We start from the raw sequence: 24,024 nt of genomic DNA on the forward strand, positions 1-24,024 counted from the left end.
AATACAAGACACACTAGAACGAACTAGAACCTCCCTTTCCAGCTTTTTTCCTCATATTGGTTCTATCATTTCGGGACACGCATAGACTGAAGTAAACTCTTAAAAGCGGTGAGTGAAATGCGGCGTATTATTTTTTTGCTAATCAGTTTGTTTGTCCTCTTTATTATCTTTTTTGATTTAAAAAATGGCTCCATTCCCGTTGAAGAAGGTCCAGCTGTCCCTGCAAATGCCTTTCAAACACCTGAGAAAAAAGCATATAAGAACGTCACAGTGAAACAAGGTGAAACTGTCGTCTCTATCGTCCATACAAGTAAGCCTCTTGATGAAGTCATTGAAGATTTTGAAGAGCTGAATCAAGGCGTCAAAGCAAACGAAATTCGGGCAGGTAGCACATATAAGTTTCCGGTATATAAGAGATAAAACGTTAATTCCTTGTCATTCATACAAAGAGACTGTTACAATATGAACTGTAAAACAAGACGTACATGGCAAAGAATTGCTTGTACACTAAGGAGCGATTGACAAGTGAGTGAAGTCACACATCGTACTAAAACACGTCCCGTCAAAGTGGGACCTTTAACTATAGGTGGAAATAATGAGGTTGTCATTCAAAGTATGGCAACAACCAAAACACATGATGTCGAAGCGACAGTAGCTGAAATTAAGCGTCTTGAAGAAGCTGGCTGTCAAATCGTGCGTGTCGCATGCCCAGACGAGCGTGCAGCAAATGCGATTGCAGACATAAAAAAACAGATCAACATCCCGCTAGTTGTCGATATTCATTTTGACTACAAGCTTGCACTGAAAGCGATTGAAGCAGGTGCAGACAAAATTCGAATCAACCCAGGAAACATCGGAAGACGAGAAAAAGTCGAAGCGGTTGTGAAAGCAGCAAAAGAAAAAGGCATTCCAATCCGTATTGGGGTAAACGCTGGTTCATTAGAGAAAAAAATTCTTGATAAATACGGCTACCCAACAGCAGATGGTATGGTCGAAAGTGCACTGCACCACATTAAAATTCTTGAAGATCTAGATTTTCATGATATCATCGTCAGCATGAAAGCATCTGATGTCAACCTAGCGATTGAGGCGTACGAAAAAGCTGCAAAAGCATTTGACTACCCTCTTCACCTTGGAATTACAGAATCAGGTACATTATTTGCAGGTACGGTCAAAAGTGCAGCTGGTCTCGGCGCTATCTTGAATATGGGGATTGGGAATACACTCCGCATCTCATTAAGTGCTGATCCAGTTGAGGAAGTAAAAGTAGCACGTGAACTGTTGAAATCATTTGGTCTTGCAGCAAATGCAGCCACACTGATCTCTTGCCCAACTTGTGGACGAATTGAAATTGACCTCATTAGCATTGCAAATGAAGTCGAAGAATATATCTCCACGATTAAAGCACCGATTAAAGTAGCTGTTCTTGGCTGTGCTGTAAACGGTCCAGGTGAAGCGCGTGAAGCTGATATCGGAATTGCTGGAGCTAGAGGAGAAGGCCTATTGTTCCGTAAAGGTGAAATTGTTCGTAAAGTGCCAGAAGAAACAATGGTCGAAGAACTGAAAAAAGAAATCGATAAAATTGCTGAAGAGCATTATGCAAAAATGGAAGCTGAAAAAGCAAAAGCCAACGCATAACAAAAAACGCCTGACGTCACTGTCAGGCGTTTTTCTGTTCTTGTTAAAAGAACGGGGTGATAAATATGCCAAGGATGACGGAAACAATTCCGATCCCGATTGACCATGCGCCAAGCGCATGTGCTCCTTTTCTTCTTGCAATATAACCAACGACGATTGCCGCTACTCCTAATAGCACCGGCAAGACAAATAACGAGATAATCGCAATCGCGAGTGCTGTATAGCCTATCCCCTTACTGCCTGAATCGTCACCAACTTGGTCACGTTCTCGTCTGTCTACTCGATCTCTTGAAGCCTGATATGGCTCTGCAATTTCAGCAGCTGTTTCCTCTAGATAGCCATCATCATTACTAAAGTGTGTGTCGATTTCACGATCATTTCTTCTGAAATCTTCGTCTCTTTCCATGATCAATTCCCCCTTTTGGTTAATAGAAAGGAGCTTTTTTAGTATGAGCAAAAATGTCTGTTTCATGTTTGCTAAAACTTGCTGGAATTGTGAATTGATTATGTTACACTTTAAGAGTATAAAAATGAGGAGTGTGGGCATGTTACGTTTAGGAATTGATATAGATGGCACAGTGACGGCGCAGGACACCTTTGTTCCCTATTTAAATGAGTCGTTCCAATGTGCCATGACACTAGATGATATGACAGAATATGATTTGACGAAGCTTTTAAATATTTCTCAAGAAGAGTTTTGGGGCTGGATGAATCAGCATGAGCCTCTTATATATAAACAGGCAAAGCCTGCTAAGGACTCAAAAGAGATGCTTGATCAAATGAAACATCAACACAAGCTGATCTATATTACAGCGAGAAGGCAGCATCATGCGGATATCACCTACGAGTGGTTTCACAAACATCACGTGCACTATGATGACATTGAGCTGGTTGGCGGTCATCATAAGCTCGAAGCTGTTCAAAAGCACAAAATTGATGTGTTTTTCGAGGATCATCATGGAAATGCCACAATGATTGCAAAAGAGGCTGACATCCCGGTTATTCTTTTTAACTCCCCATATAATCAAATGCCCATTGACGACAGGATTATACGCGTCAACAACTGGCAGGAAGCATCTCAATGGATTAAACAATACGAGCAGCGTTTGGAAACTGCTTATTAATACAGAAAAGCCGATACTCTAATGTATCGGCTTTTTTGATGGAGCAAGCTTCCCTTCTGTCATGAGGAAATGGTACAGCGCTCCCTTCATGCCTGCCTGATTCAAGTAATAGCACGTTTCCATCTTCACTTGAATGTTTTTCCACGCAGGCAGAGTATGTAAATGTTTCTCAATGTTTGATAGCAAATCTGGTCTTGCGCTTACACCGCCACCAATGAGGATTTTCTCAGGATTAAGGACAGTTGCTACATTGTAAATACCAATGGCGATTCGCTTGTACCACTGATCCACTAGCTTTTCAATGGACGGATCATGCTTTGCCTTTTCAAAAATGGCTTGACCGTCTATTTGCGTACTTTGCGGAATTCCTTGCTTTTCTTTATAGCTCCGAATTAAACCAGCTGTTGAAGCACTGCTGTTGAGTGTTGTAAATTGTCCATTGTCTGTTTCTGTCAGCATCATGCCAAATTCACCGCCGCGGAAAGAAGCCCCGCGTACAAGCTGACCGCCAGCGAAAATACCACCGCCAACACCTGTGCCAAGCGTCATACAAATAAAACTGTCACACTCTTTCGCATGGCCACTGTATTTTTCTGCAAGAGCTGCACAGTTCGCATCATTTTCGACTTCAACACGAAGAGAGGTTTTCTCTTCTAAAAGAGTTTTTACATTTTGACCATTTAAGGCAATGATGGCACCTGCAAATTCTGTATAACCTGTTTCACTGTCCACAAAGCCCGGAAGACTAATGGCGATTCCGCTGACATCTGACGTTCTCTGATATTGTTTGACCACATCCGCCATCGCTTCTAAAAACGGTTCAAGCTGACGGCAATTCGTTTCATAGTCACCGCTCGTGACCAGCCCCCCATCCCGATCCATTAATCCATGTTTTGTTCTCGTCCCGCCTACATCAAACACGACATAATACGCCACTTTTGACCCTCCCTTTACTCCAAAAGACACAAATTTCTTCAGTACCTTGTTCTCATTTTAATGAAACAGCCGCCCTTTGTAAAACGTTTTCAAAAAGACAAGAGAAAAAGCCAGCTCTGCGGCTGGCTGTTTTATGAGTGAACTTCCTTCGGTTCGCAGGAAGGACACGTTCCGTATATTTCGAATTTATGTCCGCTAATGTGATAATCCTCTAGATCGGCGTCTAACTTGTCCATAGGGCAGGCATCGATCTCCTTTGTTTTACCGCATGTCAGACAAATAAAATGATGGTGGTGATGAGAAAAGGAACATTTAAAACGAAAAAGCTTCTCACCTGACAATTCCGTTGTTTCTAATATACCTAAGTCTTCATATAGCGACAGGTTTCGGTAAATCGTATCAAAGCTAAGACCCGGGTAGTCTTCACTTAGTGCCGTCAGCACATTTTTAGCAGTCAAATATTTATCAGAATCAGAAAACAGTTGAAGCATGTCTTCACGTTTGCTTGTATACTTGTAGCCTTTTTCCTTTAATAAATCAAGCGCTTCTTGTACGTTCATGATGATTCCCCCTTTTGAATTTTCCAATAAAAATACATCCGATTAAAATCAAAATGGACAGCATCACAATGGTTCCGCCTGGCGCTAAATCTAGATAATAGCTTAAGATCAATCCCGCCAATACAGACAATTCACCGAACAAGATCGAAAGGAAAATCGCCTGTTTGAACCCTTTGGCAATGCGGATACTTGCCGCAACAGGAAGTGTCATGAGCGCAGAGACAAGTAGTGTACCTACGATACGCATCGATGCCGCAATGACAAGTGCGACAACTAAGATAAAAATAAAATGAATCCATTTCGCTGAAATACCAGAAGCCTTTGCATGCTCTTCATCAAAAGAAAGTAAAAATAATTCTTTATATAAAAGCACGACAACTAACACCACAACGAGTGAGATCCCAACAACAATCCAAAGATCTAATCTCGACACCGCACTGACACTTCCGAACAAATAACTAAACAAATCTGTATTAAAGCCATTCGCTAGTGAAATGAAGATGACGGAAATCCCAATCCCGCCAGATAAAATAATAGGTATCGCCAGCTCCTGATAATGCTTATACACAGAGCGCAGGCGTTCAATAAATAACGAACCGGCAACAGAAAACGCCATCCCTAAGTACAGCGGGCTTACCCCTGTCAAGAGGCCAAACTTTTTATCAAGAAATAAACTAGCTGCAATACCGGCAAGTGATACGTGACTGAGGGCATCTGCAATCAGCGAGAGCCTTCTCACGACGATAAATACACCAAGCAAGGGCGCAATAAAACCGATCAGCATTCCTGCGATAAACGCATTTTGTAAAAATTCATAATGAAAAAATGGAAATAGCATTATTCATGTCCCCCATGATGGTGATGATCGTGATGAATCACTTGAATGTCATGTCCGTAAAATTGAGATAACGCCTGATCATCCATTGAATCAAACGTTGCTGCATCTCCGTGGAAATGAAGTGTCTGATTTAAACAAGCCACATGGGTGACTTTATCAGAAACGGTGCCCACGTCGTGTGTGACGAGAATTAAAGACATTCCTTTTTCTTTGTTTAATGTTTCGAGCAGCTGATAAAAGCCTTCTACTGTCCGCTGGTCTACCCCAACCGTCGGTTCATCTAAAATGAGCAGCTTCGGCTGACTGACGAGCGCACGTGCAATAAAGGCACGCTGCTGCTGACCGCCTGAAAGTTCCCCGATGTTTTGGTGCTTTAAATCTTGTATCCCAACTGAACGAATGGCTTCCTCAACTTGCCATTTGTCCTGCTTGCTCATTCGTTTGAATAAACCTATTTTCGCCGTCAATCCACTTGCGACGACTTCGTAAACAGAAGCAGGGAAACCTGTATTAAAACTATTCGCCTTTTGAGAAACAAATCCAATTTGATCCCAGTCTCTAAATTTTGAAGCAGGCGTGCCAAATAGCTTTAATTCACCTTGCTGTGGTTTAATGAGCCCAAGCAGGCACTTTAATAAGGTTGTTTTACCAGATCCATTCGGTCCAACAAGTGCTAGAAAATTTCCTTCCTCGACTGTTAAATGAATGTGATCTATGACATTTCGCTGTCCATACGAGTACGAAATGTCCTTCATTTCAATAATTGGCTTTGCCATGAATCTTTCCACCTTTAATCAATATAAAAAGAATGATTACGATTTATACAACAAAAAGAAAATGGCTTTTGCCATTTTCTCTGTCCATACATACATTTCATTATATAAAAGAAAGATTAAAAAGTAAAATAAAAGCTAATGAATGGCTGTTTTGAACTTACCGCCTTTTGTTTCATGCGTATCCATAATCGTAATAAATGCTTGACTATCAATTTCAAATACAATGGATTTTAGCTTTGTGATTTCAAGTCTTGTGACAACGGCGTAGATGACATCTTTTTCTTCATCTGTATAACCGCCTTTCCCTCTCAGCTTTGTCGTTCCCCTGCCAAGTCGATGAAGAATCGCATCTGAAATTTCATCATAATAATCTGACACGATAATGACAGCTTTTGTTTCATCAAGCCCTTGAATGACAGCATCAATTGTTTTCATTGCCAAATAATATGTCATAACAGAATACATAGCCTGCTCTGGTCCGAAGACAAAGCCTGCCCAAATAAAAATGAACACATTGACGATCATGACAAACTCACCGACGGAGAATGGAATTTTTTTCGTTAGCAGAATGCCTAAGATCTCTGTTCCATCCATTGAGCCTCCATTTCGAATGACAAGTCCCACACCAAAACCAAGTAATAGCCCGCCAAATACAGTGGCTAAGATTGGCTGATTTGTAAATGCCTCTACATGATGGAGTGAAGATTCAATCACGGCTAAGCTGACAATCCCAATTACTGTGGAAACCAGAAAGGTTTTGCCAATATGTTTGTATCCTGATATCATAAATGGAATATTCAAAATGACAACAATCGTCGCAAAATTGATGAATGGGTTATCTGTAAAGAGATAATCCAAAATAAGCGAAATGCCGATGATGCCTCCATCGATAATATTGTTTGGCACTAAAAATAATTCAATGCTGACTGCTGCGCATGTAGCTCCTACTAGAATCAGGAAAATTCTAAATATAAAATGAGGCACTGATTCCTTTCTATGCTGTTTACTATTTGCCATACGTTCTCCCCTCTACACAACTTAAATTTTCAATGAACATTTTATTCACTTTACTATTTTATCATTTCACAGGGTAAAATAAAATTTTTTGCACATTTTCCGTTTTCGCCCATACATTGTTACAGAGGGGAGGAATGGAATTGATTTTAATTCAAAAAATTGTCCTGCAACGGCTCAATCAGATCACAGCAAATGATCTGTTAAGGTATGCGAAGCAGTATGGTGTCAGTTTAACGTCAAACCAAGCTGCTGAGGTGGCCAAACTCATGAATGGGAAGAACATCAATATTTTTAATGATGCAGAGCGTAGCCGGCTTCTTAAGCAAGTAGAAGCGATTACATCTAAACAGACAGCTCAGACTGTCAATGATCTGTTTAATCAGTTTACAAGTTAAACAAAAAAGGGCCGCATTTAGCGGCACCTCATGATGTTATATGCTTTTTTACTGATTCTTAATTTTATCTAGTAAGCCTTCGTCAAATTGCTTTTCTTTTAGCATTGCAATTTCGAATTTGTAAGGTGGCTTTTTGTTCTTTTTATTTTCACCTACATAAGGCGTTTCTAAGATTTTTGGTACATCTTGAAGCTGCGGATGATGCACAATATTGTTCAGTGCATCGAAGCCAATTTCACCAAAGCCGATATTTTCATGTCGGTCTTTTCTTGCGCCTTGTACGTTTTTACTGTCATTAATATGAAGAACCTTGATTCGGTCAATACCGACGATTCGATCAAATTCTTCTAACACCCCATCAAAGTCAGTCACAATCGGATAACCAGCATCGTGTGTGTGACACGTATCAAAGCAGACAGAAAGTGCTTCGTTATGTGTCACTCCGTCGATAATTTGGGCAAGCTCTTCAAAGCTTCTTCCGCACTCTGATCCTTTGCCAGCCATTGTTTCAAGTGCAATTTGAACCTTTTGCCCTTTTACGATGACTTCGTTTAAACCTTCAATGATTTTTTGGATTCCTGCTTCTGGTCCTGCTCCGACATGTGCACCTGGGTGGAGAACAATCTGCCTCGCACCTAGCGCCTCTGTACGTTCAATCTCAGAGCGAAGGAAGTCCACACCAAGCTCAAACGTCGCTGGATTGACGGTGTTCCCAATATTAATAATATATGGTGCATGCACGACGATATCTGTCATACCTTGCTCTTTCATATGCGCTTGTCCAGCTTCAATATTGAGGTCTTCAATTTTTTTACGGCGCGTATTTTGCGGTGCACCTGTATAAATCATAAACGTATTCGAACCATAAGAGGCAGCTTCTTGACTCGCTGCAAGAAGCATATGTTTTCCGCTCATGGATACATGTGAACCAATCTTCAACAATGTTTCCCCCTACTTTCCATTACGCTTTGACTTTCTACGTTCCTGTCTTTTGATTTTGTCCATCTCACGTGTCATTTTCTTTTTATATCCAGGTTTGACGGCTTTCGGTTTTCTCACAAGACGCTTTGCTTTTTCTTCAATTTCATTAGGTGCTTTTTTACGTCTTTGACGCTTCAAGCGGTCATCTGCATCTCGCCATTCGCCATGAACAATGGTTTTGTTTTCAAACACAACGCCCATTTTCTCAATTTGAATGAGTGCATCCTCATCAGCAAGTTCATAAATAGTCATCGCAATTCCAGATGAACCAGCTCGAGCCGTTCGACCAACACGGTGAACATAAAAATCAAGATCAGATGGAAGTTCATAGTTGATCACATGGCTGACACCTTTAATATCAATTCCGCGGGCTGCAAGGTCAGATGCCACAATATAAGTGAACTCTAAATCATCAATTTGTTTCATCACTTTTTTACGTTCGCGCGGCGTTAATCCGCCATGAAGCACTCCAACTTTCATTCCTTTTTCTTGTAGGAATGATGCGATTTCATCAACGGTTGTTTTTGTATTGGCAAAAATGATGCCTAAATAAGGCTGTACATTCGTCACCATTTCATGGAGCAATTTTAGCTTGTCGCGCTGTTTAGATGGGACTAAAATATGCTGGATGTTTTCAGCTGTAATCCGTTTTGGTTCAACATGGGCATATTTTGGATTGTCCATATATTTTTTCAGGAATGGCTTTAGTTTTTCTGGAATCGTTGCTGAGAACACAAGCATTTGCAGCTGCTCTGGCATTTGTGAACCAATACGGTCCACATCTTCTAAAAAGCCCATATCCAGCATTAAATCCGCTTCATCAATGACAAGAGATGTCGCTTTGTAAACGTTCAGCGCCTGCTCATGAATGAGGTCCGCAATACGTCCAGGTGTGCCGACAACCAAATGCGGCTGGTTTTTTAGCTTTTGAATGGATTTCTGCTTGTCCGTTCCGCCAATGTAAAGCTTTGCTTTAATTTCTTCTTCTGGAGAGGCCTTCTTTAAGATCGTTTGGGCTTCTTTGAAAATTTGATTGGCTAATTCTCTTGTAGGTGCAGTAATCACGACTTGTACGTGCTCTTTGCTTGGATCAATTGAATGAATAAGCGGCAATAAGTACGCGTGGGTTTTCCCTGTTCCTGTTTGTGATTGACCAATCACGCTTTCTCCTTTTAACACAGCAGGGATAATTCTTTTTTGAATATCAGTTGGCTCATAAAAGCCCAGTTCATGAATAGCATCTATTATAAAAGACTTTAATTCATATGTCGTAAATTTTGTTTCGTTCATGTTTTCACTCCTTAAGGCAATGCCTTTTTGCTCATCTCCTCATTATAGCTGATTTTCAGCAAAAAAACCATGTCCGCTTTTCTTACAGGAAACCAATTGATGCTTCCTTGCATAACCTATGATTAGAAAGAGAATGCAGTAAGGGAGGTACAAGTATGTTAGGGCAAAGGCCTATGGGCGATTTTCAGCCGCACCGTCCCTCACGCCGGCATCTTGGAAATGGCGGACAGCCCGGAATTTTTCAAAGGAGGCAGCAGGCTCCTATCGAACAGCCTTTTCAAGGGCAAGGCAATCAATTTCAGCAAATGATGCCTCGCTCCCCGTCTGTACAGGGAGGCGAAAGCCGTGCACTAGGCGGCGGAGCAGGAATGAAAGGCTTGCTCTCTAAATTTCTTCCTGGCGCAGGGGGAGCAGGGGTTTCTGGAGGTGGTGCGGGATTACAAGGAATCCAGAGCTTCGCAAATCCTGCAACCCTCTCAAGCATGTTGGGAAATGTTCAAAAGGTGCTCGGAATGGCGCAGCAATTTACGCCAATGATTCAGCAATACGGTCCTTTAGTCAGAAATTTGCCTGCGATGATTAAGCTGTACAGCCAGCTTGGCAGTGCAGATGATGATGAAACAAGTACAGATGAAGAACCTAAAGAAATCGGCGAGGAAACAGAAGTGCAAAAAGAGGTTGCATCAGGAGATGATGAAATAGAAGAAAACGAAGAACCAGAGGACATCCTCGTCAAAAAAGCAGCTCCTCACACATCACCTGCTCCTGAAGCAAAACCGAAAAAAAGACCTGGCAGCTCTGTTCCAAAACTATATGTCTAGTGATCTTTTAACGGCGAAGTGTCCCCTGCGTATAACAATCTTTGATATATACGCTTACTTTGGCTATAATGGAAGCTAGAGAATGATAAAAAGCCGTTTTTCCACGGCTTTTTATATTGTTCTTCTCTAGCAGCACTTCCCTACAGGAGGACGAATAAATGAATGTAATTAAAATTTCGCCGCGTGGCTATTGCTATGGCGTTGTAGATGCAATGGTCATTGCTAAAAATGCCGCACTTGATAAAAACTTGCCACGCCCAATTTATATATTAGGTATGATTGTGCACAACAAACACGTGACAGATGCCTTCGAAGAAGATGGGATCTACACACTGGACGGCCCAAACCGCTTGGACATTTTAAAGCAGGTTGAAAGCGGAACAGTTATTTTCACTGCTCACGGCGTTTCACCTGAGGTTCGTCAAATTGCAGAAGAAAAAGGTCTTGTCGCCATTGATGCAACCTGTCCCGATGTAACGAAAACACATGAACTCATTTCAGAGAAAACAGCCGATGGGTATGACATTATTTATATCGGAAAAAAAGGTCATCCTGAGCCAGAGGGAGCTGTCGGAGTAGCCCCTGACAAGGTGCATCTTGTCGAATCAGAAGCGGACATTGAGGCGCTCGATTTAACATCAGATAAATTGCTTATCACCAATCAGACAACGATGTCTCAGTGGGATGTCCACGATCTGATGGAGCTCATAAAAGAGAAATATCCTCACGTCGAGTACCATCAAGAAATTTGTCTTGCGACACAAGTACGTCAGGAAGCTGTATCTCAGCAAGCTGGCCAAGCCGATCTTACCATTGTTGTCGGCGATCCAAAAAGTAATAACTCCAACCGTCTGGCACAAGTGTCAATGGAGATTGCTGGAACGCAGGCTTACCGTATTGGTGACCTAAGTGAGCTCAAGCTGGAGTGGCTGCAAGGCGTAAATACCGTTGCCATTACTGCTGGCGCTTCTACACCAACGCCTATTACAAAAGAAGTGATCCGTTTCTTAGAAAACTACGAGCCGGATGATGAATCAACTTGGAAGATTGAACGATCGGTTCCTCTTTCGAAAATACTACCGCGCGTGAAAACAAAGAAATAAATAAACGTCAGAGCTTCTATGCTCTGACGTTTTTTGTTTACATAAATTGAAATGGATTTGTGTTTGATTCAGAAACAAAGAGCTGTACATCATACTTTTTCTCTGAACATAGCGATTGAAGCTTCGCCTTTACGCCCTCTTTCATCATCTTTTCTGCATAATGCCCTGGGTCCACTACGTTCAGCCCGAGCATCATGGCATCATGGGCGACATGGAAATAAAGATCCCCTGTCACATACACATCAGCACCCATTCTTTTTGCTTGATGAATGTATTTATTTCCGTCTCCGCCAAGCACAGCTACTTTTTTCACAACAGCGTCCTGATCACCTACAAAGCGAGCACCATTTACATCCAGCTTTGTCTTCACAAATCGCGCGAAGTCTCCAAGGGTCATAGGCTCTCTTAGCTCCCCTATACGGCCAAGCCCTTTTTGAATAGGAGGAAGGTCTGTCGTGTGTACACTATAAGCGACTTCTTCATAAGGATGTGCTTTGATCATTTCACGAATGACTTGTTTTTCAATACTTGCCGGGAAAATGGTTTCAATCCGTACTTCTTTAACAAATTCCAATTGACCGGTCTCACCAATGAACGGGTCCGCATCTTCTGATGGCAAAAAGCTGCCTGTCCCTTCATTTGAAAACGCACAATGGCTGTAGTTGCCAATATGGCCGGCGCCCGCATTTCCTAAAGCTGTCCGGATGGCTTCTTCAAATTCCTGCGGGACATAGAGGGCAAGCTGTTTGATTTGATCTTCATATGTCGGGACTAACACACTTGTTTCTTCAAGCTCTAAAGCCTCCGCAAGCAAGTCATTGACTCCTCCATCAGCCACATCTAAATTCGTATGTGCCACATATACTGCAATATCATGTTTGATGCATTTCTCAATGATTCGTCCAGCTGGCTGATCTGTCGCTACATGTTTTAACGGACGGAAGATCGGCGGATGGTGAGCAATCATGAGATCCACATTTTTTTCGATCGCCTCATCTACCACATTCTCTAGTACATCTAAGGTGATCATGACATTGTTAACCTTTTTATTTAACGTCCCAATCTGGAGACCGATTTTGTCACCTTCCATGGCATATGCCTTTGGTGAAAATTGTTCAAATAATTGGATGATTTCATGTCCGTTTACTGTTTTAGCCAACAGTCAAAACCTCCTTTAGAATCTTTATTTTTACATGCAGCTCTTCAAGACGCTCCTTGTTCTCTTCTGTTCGCGCTGCCTGCTGAATTTGACTTTCTATCTTCTCCATATGCTGGAGCTCTTGCATCCACTTGCGCCGGAAGACGTCATTTTGCTCTTTCGCAAGAAACGGACCAACTAGCATGCCTGTTTCAATTGACATCCCTTCATAGGCTTTATCTTTGTCGCCTTTTTCGGCGATGATGATTTCGTATATTTTGCCATCCTCTTCTAAAATGACTTCACCCATCAATTCATACCCCTCTTGATAGAGCCATAAACGAATGTGGTGAGCATGGATATTCGGCTGAAGAATAAGCCTTTCATGGCCTGTGAGCTTATGCTTGCCGTCATTTAAAATGCTTGCGATGAGTGCTCCGCCCATACCTGCAATCGTTACAGCATTCACTTCGCCCTTTTCAATGACTTCAAGACCATTACCTTTTCTGACCGAGATCTGGTCATCTAAATCAAGTCTATGTACTTGCTGCTTCGCCGATTGAAGCGGTCCTTCTGTAATTTCACCAGCAACCGCTTTTACTGCTTTTTGATGCAGAATTGCATAGCACGGCAAATAGGCATGATCTGAGCCGATATCAGCAAAGACAGCCTCATGTGGTAAAAAGTCTGCTACTCTTTTTAATCGTTTTGATAAATTCATTTCATTCATACGTATCACTACTTTTCTTTAATGTTCATACTTGTCTATCTTATATAAATTATGGACTTTTTAAAAGTCGTTTTCAAATGAAAAAAGCTCTTCTGATCAAAAAGAGCTTTTTGCGTAACATTATTTAATTTTGGATACCCATTCTGACATTTCATCGAGCTTTTCATTCGGGATTAGCCCGCCTGGCATCCCGTTGCCGCCTTCTTGAATTTTCTTCTTAATGTCTGCTACTTCAAGCTTGTCTCCAACACCTTTTAATGCAGGACCAGCACCGCCTTCATAGTTTTCCCCGTGACAACTCAGACAGTTTTGCTTATACAATTCTTCCGGCGTCGCATTCGCTGTTTCTTCTTGCTTTTGCTCCTCGCCTCCAGAGGCGATTTTGTCTTCATCTTTCAGCCCCTTCATTGATAAGAAAAAAGTGAGTCCAATACCTAAAATGGCAATCAATAAAAATGGTATAAGTGGATTCCGTTTCATTTCTTTCATCCTCCCCTTTGTGAAAACCCCTTTAAGACTATACAAACAATTCTAATTCTACTTTAATTTTACAAAAAGTAAACGAATTATGATACAAAACTTTGGTCAAGTTCACAGATTAGACAAAAATGAGACAAAGATGAGAAATGAAGCCTTCAGCACATTTTGATGTATTTTTTATACATCTTTTCTCTAAGAACGTTGCAAATTTATTATTTATTCAGTAAAATATAATCAGATTGAAAAAAGCGTTTTCATTTTTGATGAAGAAAGAACGGATCTCTTTCAAGATCCGTCCAGTTTCTACTCTAAGAAGTCTTTTAATCGTTTACTTCTGCTTGGGTGTCTTAATTTACGCAGAGCTTTCGCTTCAATTTGGCGGATACGCTCTCTTGTGACGCCGAACACCTTTCCAACCTCTTCTAACGTACGTGTTCTTCCGTCATCTAGTCCGAAACGTAGTCTCAGTACATTTTCTTCACGGTCCGTTAGCGTGTCTAGTACATCTTCAAGCTGCTCTTTTAACAATTCGTATGCAGCATGGTCAGATGGAGATGTCGCCTCTTGGTCTTCAATAAAATCACCAAGGTGCGAGTCATCTTCTTCACCAATAGGTGTTTCTAAAGATACTGGCTCTTGTGCAATTTTAAGAATTTCTCTAACCTTTTCTGGCGTTAAATCCATGTCTTCAGCAATTTCCTCTGGCGTTGGTTCTCTGCCTAGGTCTTGCAGAAGCTGTCTTTGAACACGGATCAATTTATTAATGGTTTCTACCATATGAACCGGGATCCTGATTGTTCTTGCCTGATCGGCAATCGCACGCGTGATCGCCTGTCTAATCCACCAAGTCGCATATGTTGAGAATTTGTATCCTTTGCGGTAATCAAACTTCTCAACTGCCTTCATAAGACCCATGTTTCCTTCTTGAATCAAGTCAAGGAACAGCATACCACGTCCGACGTAGCGTTTCGCGATGCTGACAACGAGACGAAGGTTTGCTTCCGCTAATCTTCTTTTTGATTCCTCATCGCCTTCTTCGATCTTTTGAGCATACGTAATTTCTTCTTTAGCAGATAACAAATTGACGCGTCCGATTTCTTTTAAGTACATACGAACAGGATCATTAATTTTGACACCTGGTGGTACGCTTAAATCATTTAGGTCAAATTCTTCTTCTGCTTTAGCCAGCTGCTGAACATTTGGGTCTTCTGTCTCTTCGTTTTCACTAATGAGCTCTACACCCTGTTCGCCTAAATATTCATAGTATTCATCCATTTGGTCTGATTCAATTTCAAAGCTAGACATACGCTCTGCAATTTCTTCGTATGTTAAAACGCCCCGTTTTTTACCCGTTTCAGTGAGCTTATCTCTCACCTGTTCAAAGGTTAATTCAGTTTCGGTTTCGTGGGCTTGTTTATCAGCCATTATGGATCCCTCCTTCCAAAGCTTGCAACGAATTCTAAAGTAACTTGCGATTTGCTTCTACTCTGCTTTTCTCTCTTTATCAAACAGATGAGCAAATAGGAATAAAATAAAAAATGATGAAGGCAAGATGCTTGCGGTCTTATGCTCCTCCCGTAAAGGATTCATTGCCAGCCGTAAGTCTTGTCATAAATATTAGACGTATTACTTCAGCGAACGGTTCAACTGAACAATTTCTTTTGCAAGTGTTGCCGCTTTGAAGAAATCTTTTTGCCTCTCCGCTTCTGCACGTTCTAGTTCTTTTTCCTTTATCATTGACAAATTCCGATGATTCAACACTTTTTTTACATAATCACTTAATTCAGCTTCACTTAGTTCGTCTCCAACTTGAATCATGAATATATCCGTCAGAAGCTGATTGATGATATCATCTTCTATACGGTTCATTAGGTGCTGCGGCGTTGGTTCTTTGCCTTCTTCATACAAAGCATAAATGTACGTGGCCAGCGCCCTGTGAGAATCTATATTAAATTCAATCCCTACTCTGTCAAGTACTTTTCGGATCACGTCATCGTTTTTTAACATATGAGCAAGCAGCATTCGCTCTGCATTTTCATATGCTGGCCGCAGACGCTTTCTTCGTACCTGTGTTGACAGATGTGCACGCCGTTTTTCAAGCCCGCTTTCTTCCTGCGTGCTTTTGGCTTCTTGACGCTGCTGTTTTTCAAACAGCTCCAGTTGTTCCTTTAATGAATCAAGTGAGATCGAGAACTCTCCAGCAAGCTGTTTCATGTAAATCTCTTGTTCCAAGGAACCGTTTAATCGGCTAATTTCTCGGAGTACCTGCTTCATATAAGTAAGCCGGTCTCCTTCATCAGATAAATTCTTTCCCCTACGGAAAAAGTTCATCTTAAAAGTCATTAATGTCACACTTGCATCTATGATGTCATTCCTAAATTTCTCGCCACCATATTTACGAATGTAATCATCTGGATCAAGTCCATCTGGTATCATGGCAACGCGAACTTTACATCCTCTTTTTCCAAGCAAATCTGATGCTTTCATGGTGGCTTCATAACCGGCCGTGTCAGAGTCATAGCAAAGAATGATCTCTTCTACGTTCCGTCTGAGAAGTTTTACGTGCTCTTCTGTTAGAGACGTACCCATTGTTGCAACACTTTCGCCGACACCTGATGTGACAGCTGAAATGACGTCAGCAAATCCTTCGAAAAGAACCGCCCGTTCGCGTTTTCGAATATGCATACGCGCGTCATGAAAGTGATAAAGCAGCTTACTTTTATGAAAAAGTGGCGTTTCAGGACTATTCATATACTTAGGCTGCTGATCACCAAGCGATCTTCCGGAAAAAGCGATGACTGTCCCGTGATGATCATGAATGGGAAACATCACACGATCCCTAAAGCGGTCAAAAAAGCCTGTTCCGTTTTCACGTTGAATCAAAAGACCGGCCTTCTCCATCATCGCAGGATCAAACCCTCGCTTTTCTAAAAACTTGGTCACGAAATCCCAAGAGTCAAGAGCATATCCGATCTCAAACTTGGCAATTGTTTCATCTGTAAAGCCTCTCGCCCGTAAATAATCGAGTGCATTTTGACCTTCCTTTGTATTTACCAGCAAATGGTGGTAAAATTTCTTAAGAAGCTCATGCGCTTCAATCATTTTATGATCTGCAGTGTCCTCTTGCTGTGAGGAGCTGATCTGAGCATTTGCTACATGATCAGGCAAATCAATATGGTACTTATCAGCAACATGTGAAACGGCTTCAATAAATGAGTAGCCTTCCATTTGTCTGAGGAACGAAAATACATTACCTCCTGCACCACAGCCAAAACAATGGAAGATTTGCTTATCTGCTGAAACAGAGAATGAAGGAGTATTTTCACCATGGAATGGACAAAGACCGAAATAATTTCGACCTTGCTTTCTAAGCTGTACGTATTCTCCAATCACTTCGACAATGTCTGCGTTTTTTTGGATTTGCTCCAAAAGTTCATCTGGTATACGTTTGCTCATCCTAATAACACTCCGTCGTACATTATTCGCCTTTTAATTCAAAAATCCTTCATGATTCGACAGGATTTTTTGTAGTTGCGTAATAAATCGCTTTTTATCCTCTTCTAAAAGCTTTTTGGGACCTTTTCCATATACACCTTTTCTTCGCTGTTTACTGGAAACATGTCTGCGTTCCAAATCAAAATCAATTGTTTCGTTTGTGTACATCCGTCCTCTTTCAGACAGTACAATGACCTGTCTTGGAAGCAGTAAGGAGGCAAGACCAATGTCTTGGGTGACGACAATATCATGCGCTGAAGCTGAGTTCGCAATGACTAAATCCGCTGCTTCCTTATGTGTATCTACAAACCGCCAATCTTCAAGTGGAGATCTTTTGGTTTGAAAATGCTCATATGAAGCAATGAACGTCACAGGTACTTGAAATTGAGATGCGACAGAAAGGATTTCGTCTTTTACAGGACAAGCATCTGCATCGACATAAATCGTCCTCTCTTGTTTATGTTCATTCAGGTGACTAATTCTCCATCCCTCCACCTTATTCCTGCTTTAGAGAAGCAAAAAGACCATACTTTTCCCCCATATAGCAAACAACAGTAAAACTCATTTTGTCGAAAAGTTATGTTCAGAATCACTTGACTTCTGCCAATATTAGTTTATTCGTTCTTGACTTAACTTAAACCTAAAATCAATCATTTTATCACAATTTTTTATTATAATACAAATGCAGCAAATATGCCATTGTTTTTGTTTACCCGTTTCCCACCATAGGAAAAACCCAGGAGGAGCATCCTGAGTTTATTCGGAACCTCTTTTGGTCAGCATTTGATGAATGACATTTGCCGTTTCTTCAACTGCTTTATTCGATACATCAACGACTTGACAGTTAATGCGGTCCACCACTTTTTCAAAATACTCTAGCTCTTCTTTAATCCGTTCAATGTTCGCATAAATCGCGCGATCATTTAAACCTAGAGATTTCAAACGCTCTTTACGAATATGATTTAGTTTGTCTGGACTGATTTTCAGACCGATGCATTTCTTTGGATCAACTGAAAATAACTCCTCTGGCGGATCTACTTCAGGAACAATTGGAACGTTTGCTACCTTCAGCCGTTTATGCGCCAAGTATTGAGATAGTGGTGTCTTAGATGTGCGTGATACACCGATGAGCACAATATCAGCCTTTAGAATGCCTCTTGGGTCTCTGCCGTCATCATACTTCACTGCGAACTCAATGGCTTCAACCTTTTTAAAATAGTCCTCATCTAATTGACGTACACGCCCCGGCTCATGTTTCGCTTCATTTCCATAAGCAGTCTCCATTTTATCGATCAGTGGTCCGATGATGTCATAATAAACGACTCCGTTTGCTTCTGCCTCTTCAATTAAGAATTGGCGCATTTCTGGCACAACAAGAGTAAAGCAGACGATTCCGTTATCTGCTTTCGCCAGTGAAATGACTTCTTTAATCGTACCGACATCCTCTACATACGGGATTCTTCTGATATTTGAATGGTCTGATGAGCCGCCATCAAATTGGCTAAGTGCCGCTTTGACTACGAGCTCTGCCGTTTCTCCTACTGAATCTGATACCACAAAAATTACGCGATTACTCATAACATCCCCTCGCAGTCTTCTGTAATTAGATTATTTCATTCTCCGATAAGTTAACAAGTATTTTCGTCATGTTTGTTTTTGTAATTCTGCCGACCACTTCAAAGCCTTTATCCGTATCTTTTATAACAGGAAGTGCGTCTATCTGCTTTTCAATCAAGTGCTTCGCCACACCCATAATGAAATCTTCCTTGCGGCAAACGGTGATGTTCGGCATTCTTGTCATAATGATATGGACAGGGATCGATGGAAGCTCCTGTTTTCCAATACTTGCGCGAAGGAGGTCTTTCCTTGACAACACGCCTGTTAAAATAGAGTGATCGTCCACAACGAATAATGTGCCCACATCTTCTAAAAACATCGTACAAATCGCATCATAAACTGAAACATTCTCATGTATCACCACTGGAATGGATTGAAAATCTTTCACTTGAAGTTTTTTCAACTTATCTGCTAGAAGCTGCGTACCTGTTTTTCCTGTGAAAAAGTAGCCGACCCTTGGTCTTGCTTCTAAAAAGCCTGACATCGTTAATATGGCTAAATCCGGTCTGAGGGTCGCCCTAGTTAAGTTCAGCCGATCGGCGATATGCTCTCCAGTGATCGGACCATTCTCTTTGACAATCTGTAAAATCTGCTCTTGCCGTTTATTTAACTCGATTGTACTCACCACCTTTAAATAGAGAGAGCGAATCTTTACTTTATGTATATCATTTTCATAACTCATCATATTATAGCGCATCTTTGTCCGAATGAAACAAAAATCCACTCAAAAACCGTGAATTAAATGAGTAAAAAACGATTGCCCTTCAAAAAAGGCAACCGTTCTTAGGTATTTATTTTACTATTAAATTGTTCATATTCGCAAATGATTGAATGACTTTTGCTAGTTTGACCATTTGTGCCAAACGATTTCGCTTCAGCTTTTCATCATCTGCATGAACCATTGTGTGATCGAAATAATGAACAATCGGTGTTTTTAACGTATCAAGCGCCTCAAGTGCTGCGCTGTATTGCCCTGCTGCTACATGTTCATTGACAGCTGTCTCTACTTGCTGATACGCCTCATATAGCTTTTGCTCATGCTCATTTTCAAACAGCTCAGGCTGAATCTCTGCGTCTTCCCCTTTTTTACTGATTGAAATGACGCGTCCTAATGCTTCTGCTGTTTCTTTGAAGCTTTCTTGTTTCACGCTCTCTTCAAGAACAGCTGCTTTTTTCACGACTGCATAAGGTTCAATATTTTCAACATCCAGTACTGCATCGACAACATCATGACGGATATGCTCTGCTTGGAGGACATATTTTAAACGGTGTGTTAAAAATTCAATGAGAGCCGTTTCATGTGCTGCTTCTACTTGAGCAAGTGCCAAAAGCTCTTTGAATGAAATGTTCCAATGACGATCAAGCAGAATTTGAACGATACCGCTCGCTTGTCTTCTTAGTCCATAAGGATCTTGAGAGCCCGTTGGAATGACATCAATTGAGAAGAAGGAACAAATAGAATCCAGCTTATCGGCTACTGCCACAATCGCACCAATTAAAGTGGAAGGCGCCTCATCACCGGCAAAGCGCGGCATATAGTGCTCATTGATGCTCTTTGCCACTTCTTCATGTTCACCAAGTGCTTTTGCATATTTCTCGCCCATGATTCCTTGTAATTCTGGGAATTCATAGACCATTTGAGTCACAAGATCAAATTTCGAAATACTTGCGGCTCTTGCCACACGCTCTGTCGTTTCGTCATTTGCACCGACATGCGCTGCTAGACGCGTCGCAATGTCTGTCACTCTCTTGAGCTTGTCGCCAATTGTGCCAAGTTTCTCATGGAATACAACCTTATCAAGCTTTTTAATATTGTCTTCAATGACTAGTTTTTCGTCTTCTTTATAGAAGAAGGCAGCATCTGATAAACGTGCACGAAGTACTTTTTCGTTCCCTCTTGCGACATTTTCAAGCGCCTCACTGTTTCCATTTCTCACCGTAATAAAGTGAGGCAATAATTCACCTTGCTCATTTTTCACAGGGAAATAGCGCTGATGCTCTTTCATTGTCGTTACCAATACTTCTTCCGGCAATGCAAGGAATTCTTCTTCAAAGGAACCAGATAGTACCGTTGGGTATTCTACAAGATTGTTGACCTCTTCTAGAAGCTCAGGATCAACAGGTATCACCCAGCCTTTTTCTGAAGATAGAGCATTTAGCTGCTCGGTAATGGATTGTTTTCTTTTATCTGAATCTGCAATGACAAATTGATCGCGCAATGTTTGCTCATAAGAAGCAGGCGAGTCGATGGTGGCTGCCTTACCAAGGAAACGGTGTCCTCTTGTCTCGCGACCGCTTTTCACCCCAGCAATGTGAGCAGGTACAATCTCCTCTCCAAATAAACAAACAATCCATTTAATCGGACGGATGTAGCGTAAATCTTTGCTTCCCCATCTCATGTTCTTTGGAAAACTTAATGAAGCGGCGATCTCACCTAATGCTGGCAGAAGGTCTTTGACTTGCTTTCCTTCTTGAAACTTCTGGACATGGACATAATCTACTCCTTTGATCTCTTTAAAATAGAGATCATCTGTTGAAGCACCTTGTCCGCGGGCAAAGCCTTCCGCTGCTTTTGTCCAATTGCCTTCCGCATCTTGTGCGATCTTTTTAGCCGGACCTTTTGCTTCTTCTTTGATGTCTTCTTGTTTTTCTGCGACACCTTTCACAAGTACAGCAAGACGTCTTGGTGAGTTAAATAGAGCAACATCTTCAAATGAAATGTTTTGCTCTTCAAACCACACTTTTACTTTCTCGCCTAGCTGCTTTGTGCTTTCTGGCATGAAACGAGCCGGCATCTCTTCTAAGCCGATTTCGAGTAATACATCTTGTTTATTCATGAGAAGCCGCCTCCTCTTTTAGCATAGGGAATCCCAATTTTTCTCGTTCTTCATAATATGTTTTGGCTACTTTTCTTGCTAACTGGCGCACTCTTCCGATATAACCAGTTCGCTCAGTAACAGAAATTGCGCCCTTTGCATCGAGCAGGTTAAACGTATGAGAGCATTTGAGCACATAATCGTATGCCGGGTGAACAAGCCCTTTGTCCATTTGGCTATGCGCTTCTTTCTCATAGGTTGTAAATAAATCAAACAGCATATCAGTATTAGATGTTTCAAATGTATAAACAGAATGCTCATATTCAGCCATTAAGAATAAATCTCTCACCGTGAATCCGTCAGTCCATTCAAGATCGAAGACATTTTCTTTGTCTTGGATGTAGGAAGCAAGACGTTCAATACCGTATGTGATTTCAACGGAAACGGGCTTACATTCTAAGCCGCCGACTTGCTGGAAATACGTGAATTGGGTGATTTCCATCCCATCAAGCCATACTTCCCAGCCTAGCCCTGCACAGCCAAGAGATGGGTTTTCCCAGTTGTCTTCTACAAAACGAATATCATGTTTCAGCGGGTCAATACCAAGCGCTTTCAAAGATTCAAGATACAGTTCTTGAATATTGTCAGGTGACGGCTTAATGATTACTTGGAATTGATGATGCTGATACAATCTATTTGGGTTTTCTCCATATCTGCCATCAGCCGGGCGTCTTGAAGGCTCTACATACGCTACCTTCCATGGCTCTGGACCAATGCTTCGCAGGAACGTGTATGGACTCATCGTTCCGGCACCTTTTTCTGTGTCATACGCCTGCATTAATACGCAGCCTTCATTTGACCAATGCTTTTGCAGCGTCAAAATCATGTCTTGGATATTCAATGATCGCACCTCCATCTTTTCTACACCATCCGCTATGTATGGCGGGTGGGTCTAGAACCCCGCAAAAGAACACAAAAACTCCCGTCTCTATGCTCGCAAGGCTCCTTGCAAACATAGGGACGAGAGTTTTTCCCGCGGTTCCACCCTATTTGCTGGTATCGTAGCATCCAGCCGCTTTGTTTTACGTTGCTCAAGAATGCCTTTCGTTACGCCTCCATCCTTAGCTCACACCGCCCTAAGGTCGCTTTTATGGATTTTGCGCAAGTACTTCTTTCTGTCAATGCAACATATTTTATCTTAGATGATCTTACAAAAAGTTATGGAAGATGTCAACTTTTGTTTTCCCCGCCCATGAGCTTTTTCATGGATTCCATCTGATTCATGAATTTTTTTGATTTCAAATAAAGGCCTGAATACTCTTCATAGTAGTGATCGAGCACTTGACGAATTTCTTGTTTCGTCTGCGGTTTCACATCAACCTGACCGAGCCTTGATAAATCAAAATAATGAAATAAACGGAGCAGCCTTGCAGCTGCTGGAGATAAGGGCATTTTATACGGATCTTTAGAAAAGCAATTTTGGCAAATAAAGCCGTTGTCTCTAATCGAGAAATGAAACTGCCCTTCTTTTTGACCACAGTGGACACATTGATCCAGTTCGGGCTTCATTCCCATCACTGATAACATTTTGACCTCTACGATAAATAAGATAATATCAGCATCTGTGCCTTCATTCAGATGACGCAAAGATTGAAGCAGGAGCTCAAACAAATAAGGGTTTGGCTTTTTTTCTTCTGTACCTTTATCGAGTAACTCTGTCATATATGCGGCATATGCGGTCAAAAATAAATCCTCCCGAATGGTTCGCATACTTTCAATCATTTCGCCTTGCTGGAGCGTTCCAAGTCCTGTTGATGATTGGATCAGGAAGGTTCCGTATAAAAACGGCTGGCTTATGGCTGACAGGCGGCTGTTTGATTTTTTTGCGCCTCTTGCCATCACACCAATTTTCCCATGTTCTCTAGTGAGCAGCGTGACAATTTTGTTTGTTTCGCCATAATCTGTTGTTCTAAGGACGATTCCTTCACTTTTAATGAGCATTTGTCTACACTCCGAGCATTGGAGGGGGTCAAGAATTATAAGATTGGAAAATCAAATCGTGCTATCTCTTCTTCAAGTACATCGGGTCTTTCCAGGTTCTCCTTTTCTAACTCTTTGAAAAGCAGATACGTGTCAACGCTTCCTGTTTGTGAAAATACGTTCCATGTAAAATTCAACATAAAAACCCCACCTTTCTTTATTAGAAGCAGCAACGCTACATCCAACATATTAATTATATCTTGACCAGGCTACCTCCATTTCATGATAA

General features: G+C 41.4%; 26 protein-coding genes. 6 read left to right on the forward strand and 20 right to left on the reverse strand.

Annotated features, from left to right (window positions below; all coding sequences use genetic code 11):
- Positions 1-117: 117 nt before the first annotated feature.
- Complete coding sequence (locus NSQ36_RS11425; RefSeq protein ID WP_226803670.1) at positions 118-420, forward strand: hypothetical protein; 303 nt, start codon at positions 118-120, stop codon at positions 418-420.
- A gap of 105 nt (positions 421-525) precedes the next feature.
- Positions 526-1,638 (forward strand): flavodoxin-dependent (E)-4-hydroxy-3-methylbut-2-enyl-diphosphate synthase, encoded by a 1,113-nt coding sequence (gene ispG, locus NSQ36_RS11430; protein ID WP_003217392.1) that lies wholly within the window; start codon positions 526-528, stop codon positions 1,636-1,638.
- A gap of 43 nt (positions 1,639-1,681) precedes the next feature.
- Here the strand turns inward: ispG and NSQ36_RS11435 are convergent, their stop codons facing one another.
- Complete coding sequence (locus tag NSQ36_RS11435) at positions 1,682-2,044, reverse strand: DUF308 domain-containing protein (protein ID WP_003217474.1); 363 nt, start codon at positions 2,042-2,044, stop codon at positions 1,682-1,684.
- A 139-nt stretch (positions 2,045-2,183) separates the two neighbouring features.
- Between NSQ36_RS11435 and NSQ36_RS11440 the strand changes: the two genes are divergently transcribed.
- Positions 2,184-2,762, forward strand: a complete 579-nt coding sequence (locus NSQ36_RS11440) for a hypothetical protein (RefSeq protein WP_226803671.1) — start codon at positions 2,184-2,186, stop codon at positions 2,760-2,762.
- 18 nt (positions 2,763-2,780) lie between these two features.
- On the opposite strand, the gene NSQ36_RS11445 is transcribed toward NSQ36_RS11440, so the two are convergent.
- The 5 genes from NSQ36_RS11445 to NSQ36_RS11465 all read right to left on the reverse strand — a co-directional run bounded on the left by NSQ36_RS11445 (position 2,781) and on the right by NSQ36_RS11465 (position 6,889).
- On the reverse strand, positions 2,781-3,698 hold the full coding sequence (locus tag NSQ36_RS11445) for an ROK family protein (RefSeq protein ID WP_212045901.1): 918 nt from the start codon (positions 3,696-3,698) through the stop codon (positions 2,781-2,783).
- Positions 3,699-3,829: 131 nt separating this feature from the next.
- The gene (locus tag NSQ36_RS11450; protein WP_003217433.1) at positions 3,830-4,258 is read right to left on the reverse strand and encodes a Fur family transcriptional regulator; all 429 of its coding nucleotides are present in this window, start codon (positions 4,256-4,258) and stop codon (positions 3,830-3,832) included.
- The gene (locus tag NSQ36_RS11455) at positions 4,236-5,096 is read right to left on the reverse strand and encodes a metal ABC transporter permease (RefSeq protein WP_003217436.1); all 861 of its coding nucleotides are present in this window, start codon (positions 5,094-5,096) and stop codon (positions 4,236-4,238) included. The genes NSQ36_RS11450 and NSQ36_RS11455 overlap by 23 nt, the downstream gene beginning before the upstream one ends.
- Positions 5,096-5,872: a metal ABC transporter ATP-binding protein gene (locus tag NSQ36_RS11460; RefSeq protein WP_050943751.1), complete on the reverse strand. Its 777-nt coding sequence runs from the start codon at positions 5,870-5,872 to the stop codon at positions 5,096-5,098. Before NSQ36_RS11460 ends, NSQ36_RS11455 begins: the two co-directional genes overlap by 1 nt.
- Positions 5,873-6,007: 135 nt before the next feature.
- The gene (locus NSQ36_RS11465; RefSeq protein WP_003217308.1) at positions 6,008-6,889 is read right to left on the reverse strand and encodes a YitT family protein; all 882 of its coding nucleotides are present in this window, start codon (positions 6,887-6,889) and stop codon (positions 6,008-6,010) included.
- A gap of 140 nt (positions 6,890-7,029) precedes the next feature.
- Between NSQ36_RS11465 and NSQ36_RS11470 the strand changes: the two genes are divergently transcribed.
- Positions 7,030-7,284, forward strand: a complete 255-nt coding sequence (locus NSQ36_RS11470) for a DUF2624 domain-containing protein (protein ID WP_003217420.1) — start codon at positions 7,030-7,032, stop codon at positions 7,282-7,284.
- 48 nt (positions 7,285-7,332) lie between these two features.
- Here NSQ36_RS11470 and NSQ36_RS11475 read toward each other — a convergent pair whose 3' ends face one another.
- The gene (locus NSQ36_RS11475; protein ID WP_339205730.1) at positions 7,333-8,226 is read right to left on the reverse strand and encodes a deoxyribonuclease IV; all 894 of its coding nucleotides are present in this window, start codon (positions 8,224-8,226) and stop codon (positions 7,333-7,335) included.
- A gap of 9 nt (positions 8,227-8,235) precedes the next feature.
- A complete protein-coding gene (locus NSQ36_RS11480) occupies positions 8,236-9,555 on the reverse strand; it encodes a DEAD/DEAH box helicase (protein ID WP_003217519.1) in 1,320 nt (439 codons plus the stop codon).
- Between the two features lie 155 nt (positions 9,556-9,710).
- Here NSQ36_RS11480 and vrrA point away from each other — a divergent pair, with 155 nt between their 5' ends.
- On the forward strand, positions 9,711-10,376 hold the full coding sequence (vrrA, locus tag NSQ36_RS11485; RefSeq protein WP_333981368.1) for a VrrA/YqfQ family protein: 666 nt from the start codon (positions 9,711-9,713) through the stop codon (positions 10,374-10,376).
- Between the two features lie 158 nt (positions 10,377-10,534).
- On the forward strand, positions 10,535-11,479 hold the full coding sequence (locus NSQ36_RS11490) for a 4-hydroxy-3-methylbut-2-enyl diphosphate reductase (protein ID WP_003217509.1): 945 nt from the start codon (positions 10,535-10,537) through the stop codon (positions 11,477-11,479).
- Between the two features lie 37 nt (positions 11,480-11,516).
- Here the strand turns inward: NSQ36_RS11490 and NSQ36_RS11495 are convergent, their stop codons facing one another.
- From NSQ36_RS11495 to NSQ36_RS11550, 12 genes are all read right to left on the reverse strand, one after another.
- Positions 11,517-12,638 carry a Nif3-like dinuclear metal center hexameric protein gene (locus tag NSQ36_RS11495; RefSeq protein WP_003217458.1) on the reverse strand — a complete coding sequence of 374 codons (1,122 nt, stop codon included), beginning with the start codon at positions 12,636-12,638 and terminating at the stop codon, positions 11,517-11,519.
- Positions 12,631-13,347, reverse strand: a complete 717-nt coding sequence (locus tag NSQ36_RS11500) for a tRNA (adenine(22)-N(1))-methyltransferase TrmK (protein WP_226803672.1) — start codon at positions 13,345-13,347, stop codon at positions 12,631-12,633. Before NSQ36_RS11500 ends, NSQ36_RS11495 begins: the two co-directional genes overlap by 8 nt.
- Positions 13,348-13,467: 120 nt before the next feature.
- On the reverse strand, positions 13,468-13,827 hold the full coding sequence (gene cccA / locus NSQ36_RS11505; RefSeq protein ID WP_003217503.1) for a cytochrome c550: 360 nt from the start codon (positions 13,825-13,827) through the stop codon (positions 13,468-13,470).
- Positions 13,828-14,130: 303 nt separating this feature from the next.
- Entirely contained in the window at positions 14,131-15,252 is a 1,122-nt protein-coding gene (gene rpoD, locus NSQ36_RS11510; protein ID WP_008342392.1) for an RNA polymerase sigma factor RpoD, read from the reverse strand.
- Positions 15,253-15,453: 201 nt separating this feature from the next.
- Complete coding sequence (dnaG, locus tag NSQ36_RS11515) at positions 15,454-17,283, reverse strand: DNA primase (RefSeq protein WP_113387152.1); 1,830 nt, start codon at positions 17,281-17,283, stop codon at positions 15,454-15,456.
- Between the two features lie 33 nt (positions 17,284-17,316).
- Positions 17,317-17,817 carry a YaiI/YqxD family protein gene (locus NSQ36_RS11520; RefSeq protein WP_003217513.1) on the reverse strand — a complete coding sequence of 167 codons (501 nt, stop codon included), beginning with the start codon at positions 17,815-17,817 and terminating at the stop codon, positions 17,317-17,319.
- 261 nt (positions 17,818-18,078) lie between these two features.
- The gene (locus NSQ36_RS11525) at positions 18,079-18,900 is read right to left on the reverse strand and encodes a pyruvate, water dikinase regulatory protein (protein WP_008342399.1); all 822 of its coding nucleotides are present in this window, start codon (positions 18,898-18,900) and stop codon (positions 18,079-18,081) included.
- Positions 18,901-18,925: 25 nt separating this feature from the next.
- Positions 18,926-19,564, reverse strand: a complete 639-nt coding sequence (locus NSQ36_RS11530) for a helix-turn-helix transcriptional regulator (protein WP_034620854.1) — start codon at positions 19,562-19,564, stop codon at positions 18,926-18,928.
- Positions 19,565-19,730: 166 nt separating this feature from the next.
- A complete protein-coding gene (gene glyS, locus NSQ36_RS11535; RefSeq protein WP_137054962.1) occupies positions 19,731-21,776 on the reverse strand; it encodes a glycine--tRNA ligase subunit beta in 2,046 nt (681 codons plus the stop codon).
- Positions 21,769-22,656, reverse strand: coding sequence for a glycine--tRNA ligase subunit alpha (glyQ, locus tag NSQ36_RS11540; RefSeq protein WP_003217487.1), 888 nt, complete (start codon positions 22,654-22,656; stop codon positions 21,769-21,771). The genes glyS and glyQ overlap by 8 nt, the downstream gene beginning before the upstream one ends.
- Positions 22,657-22,985: 329 nt before the next feature.
- Positions 22,986-23,756 carry a DNA repair protein RecO gene (gene recO / locus NSQ36_RS11545; RefSeq protein ID WP_113387154.1) on the reverse strand — a complete coding sequence of 257 codons (771 nt, stop codon included), beginning with the start codon at positions 23,754-23,756 and terminating at the stop codon, positions 22,986-22,988.
- A 35-nt stretch (positions 23,757-23,791) separates the two neighbouring features.
- Positions 23,792-23,935: a YqzL family protein gene (locus tag NSQ36_RS11550; RefSeq protein WP_003217288.1), complete on the reverse strand. Its 144-nt coding sequence runs from the start codon at positions 23,933-23,935 to the stop codon at positions 23,792-23,794.
- Between the last annotated feature and the right edge of the window lie 89 nt (positions 23,936-24,024).

The sequence above is a fragment of the Bacillus sp. FSL W8-1143 genome (assembly GCF_037965155.1).
GTDB classification, from domain to species: Bacteria; Bacillota; Bacilli; order Bacillales; family Bacillaceae; genus Bacillus; species Bacillus pumilus.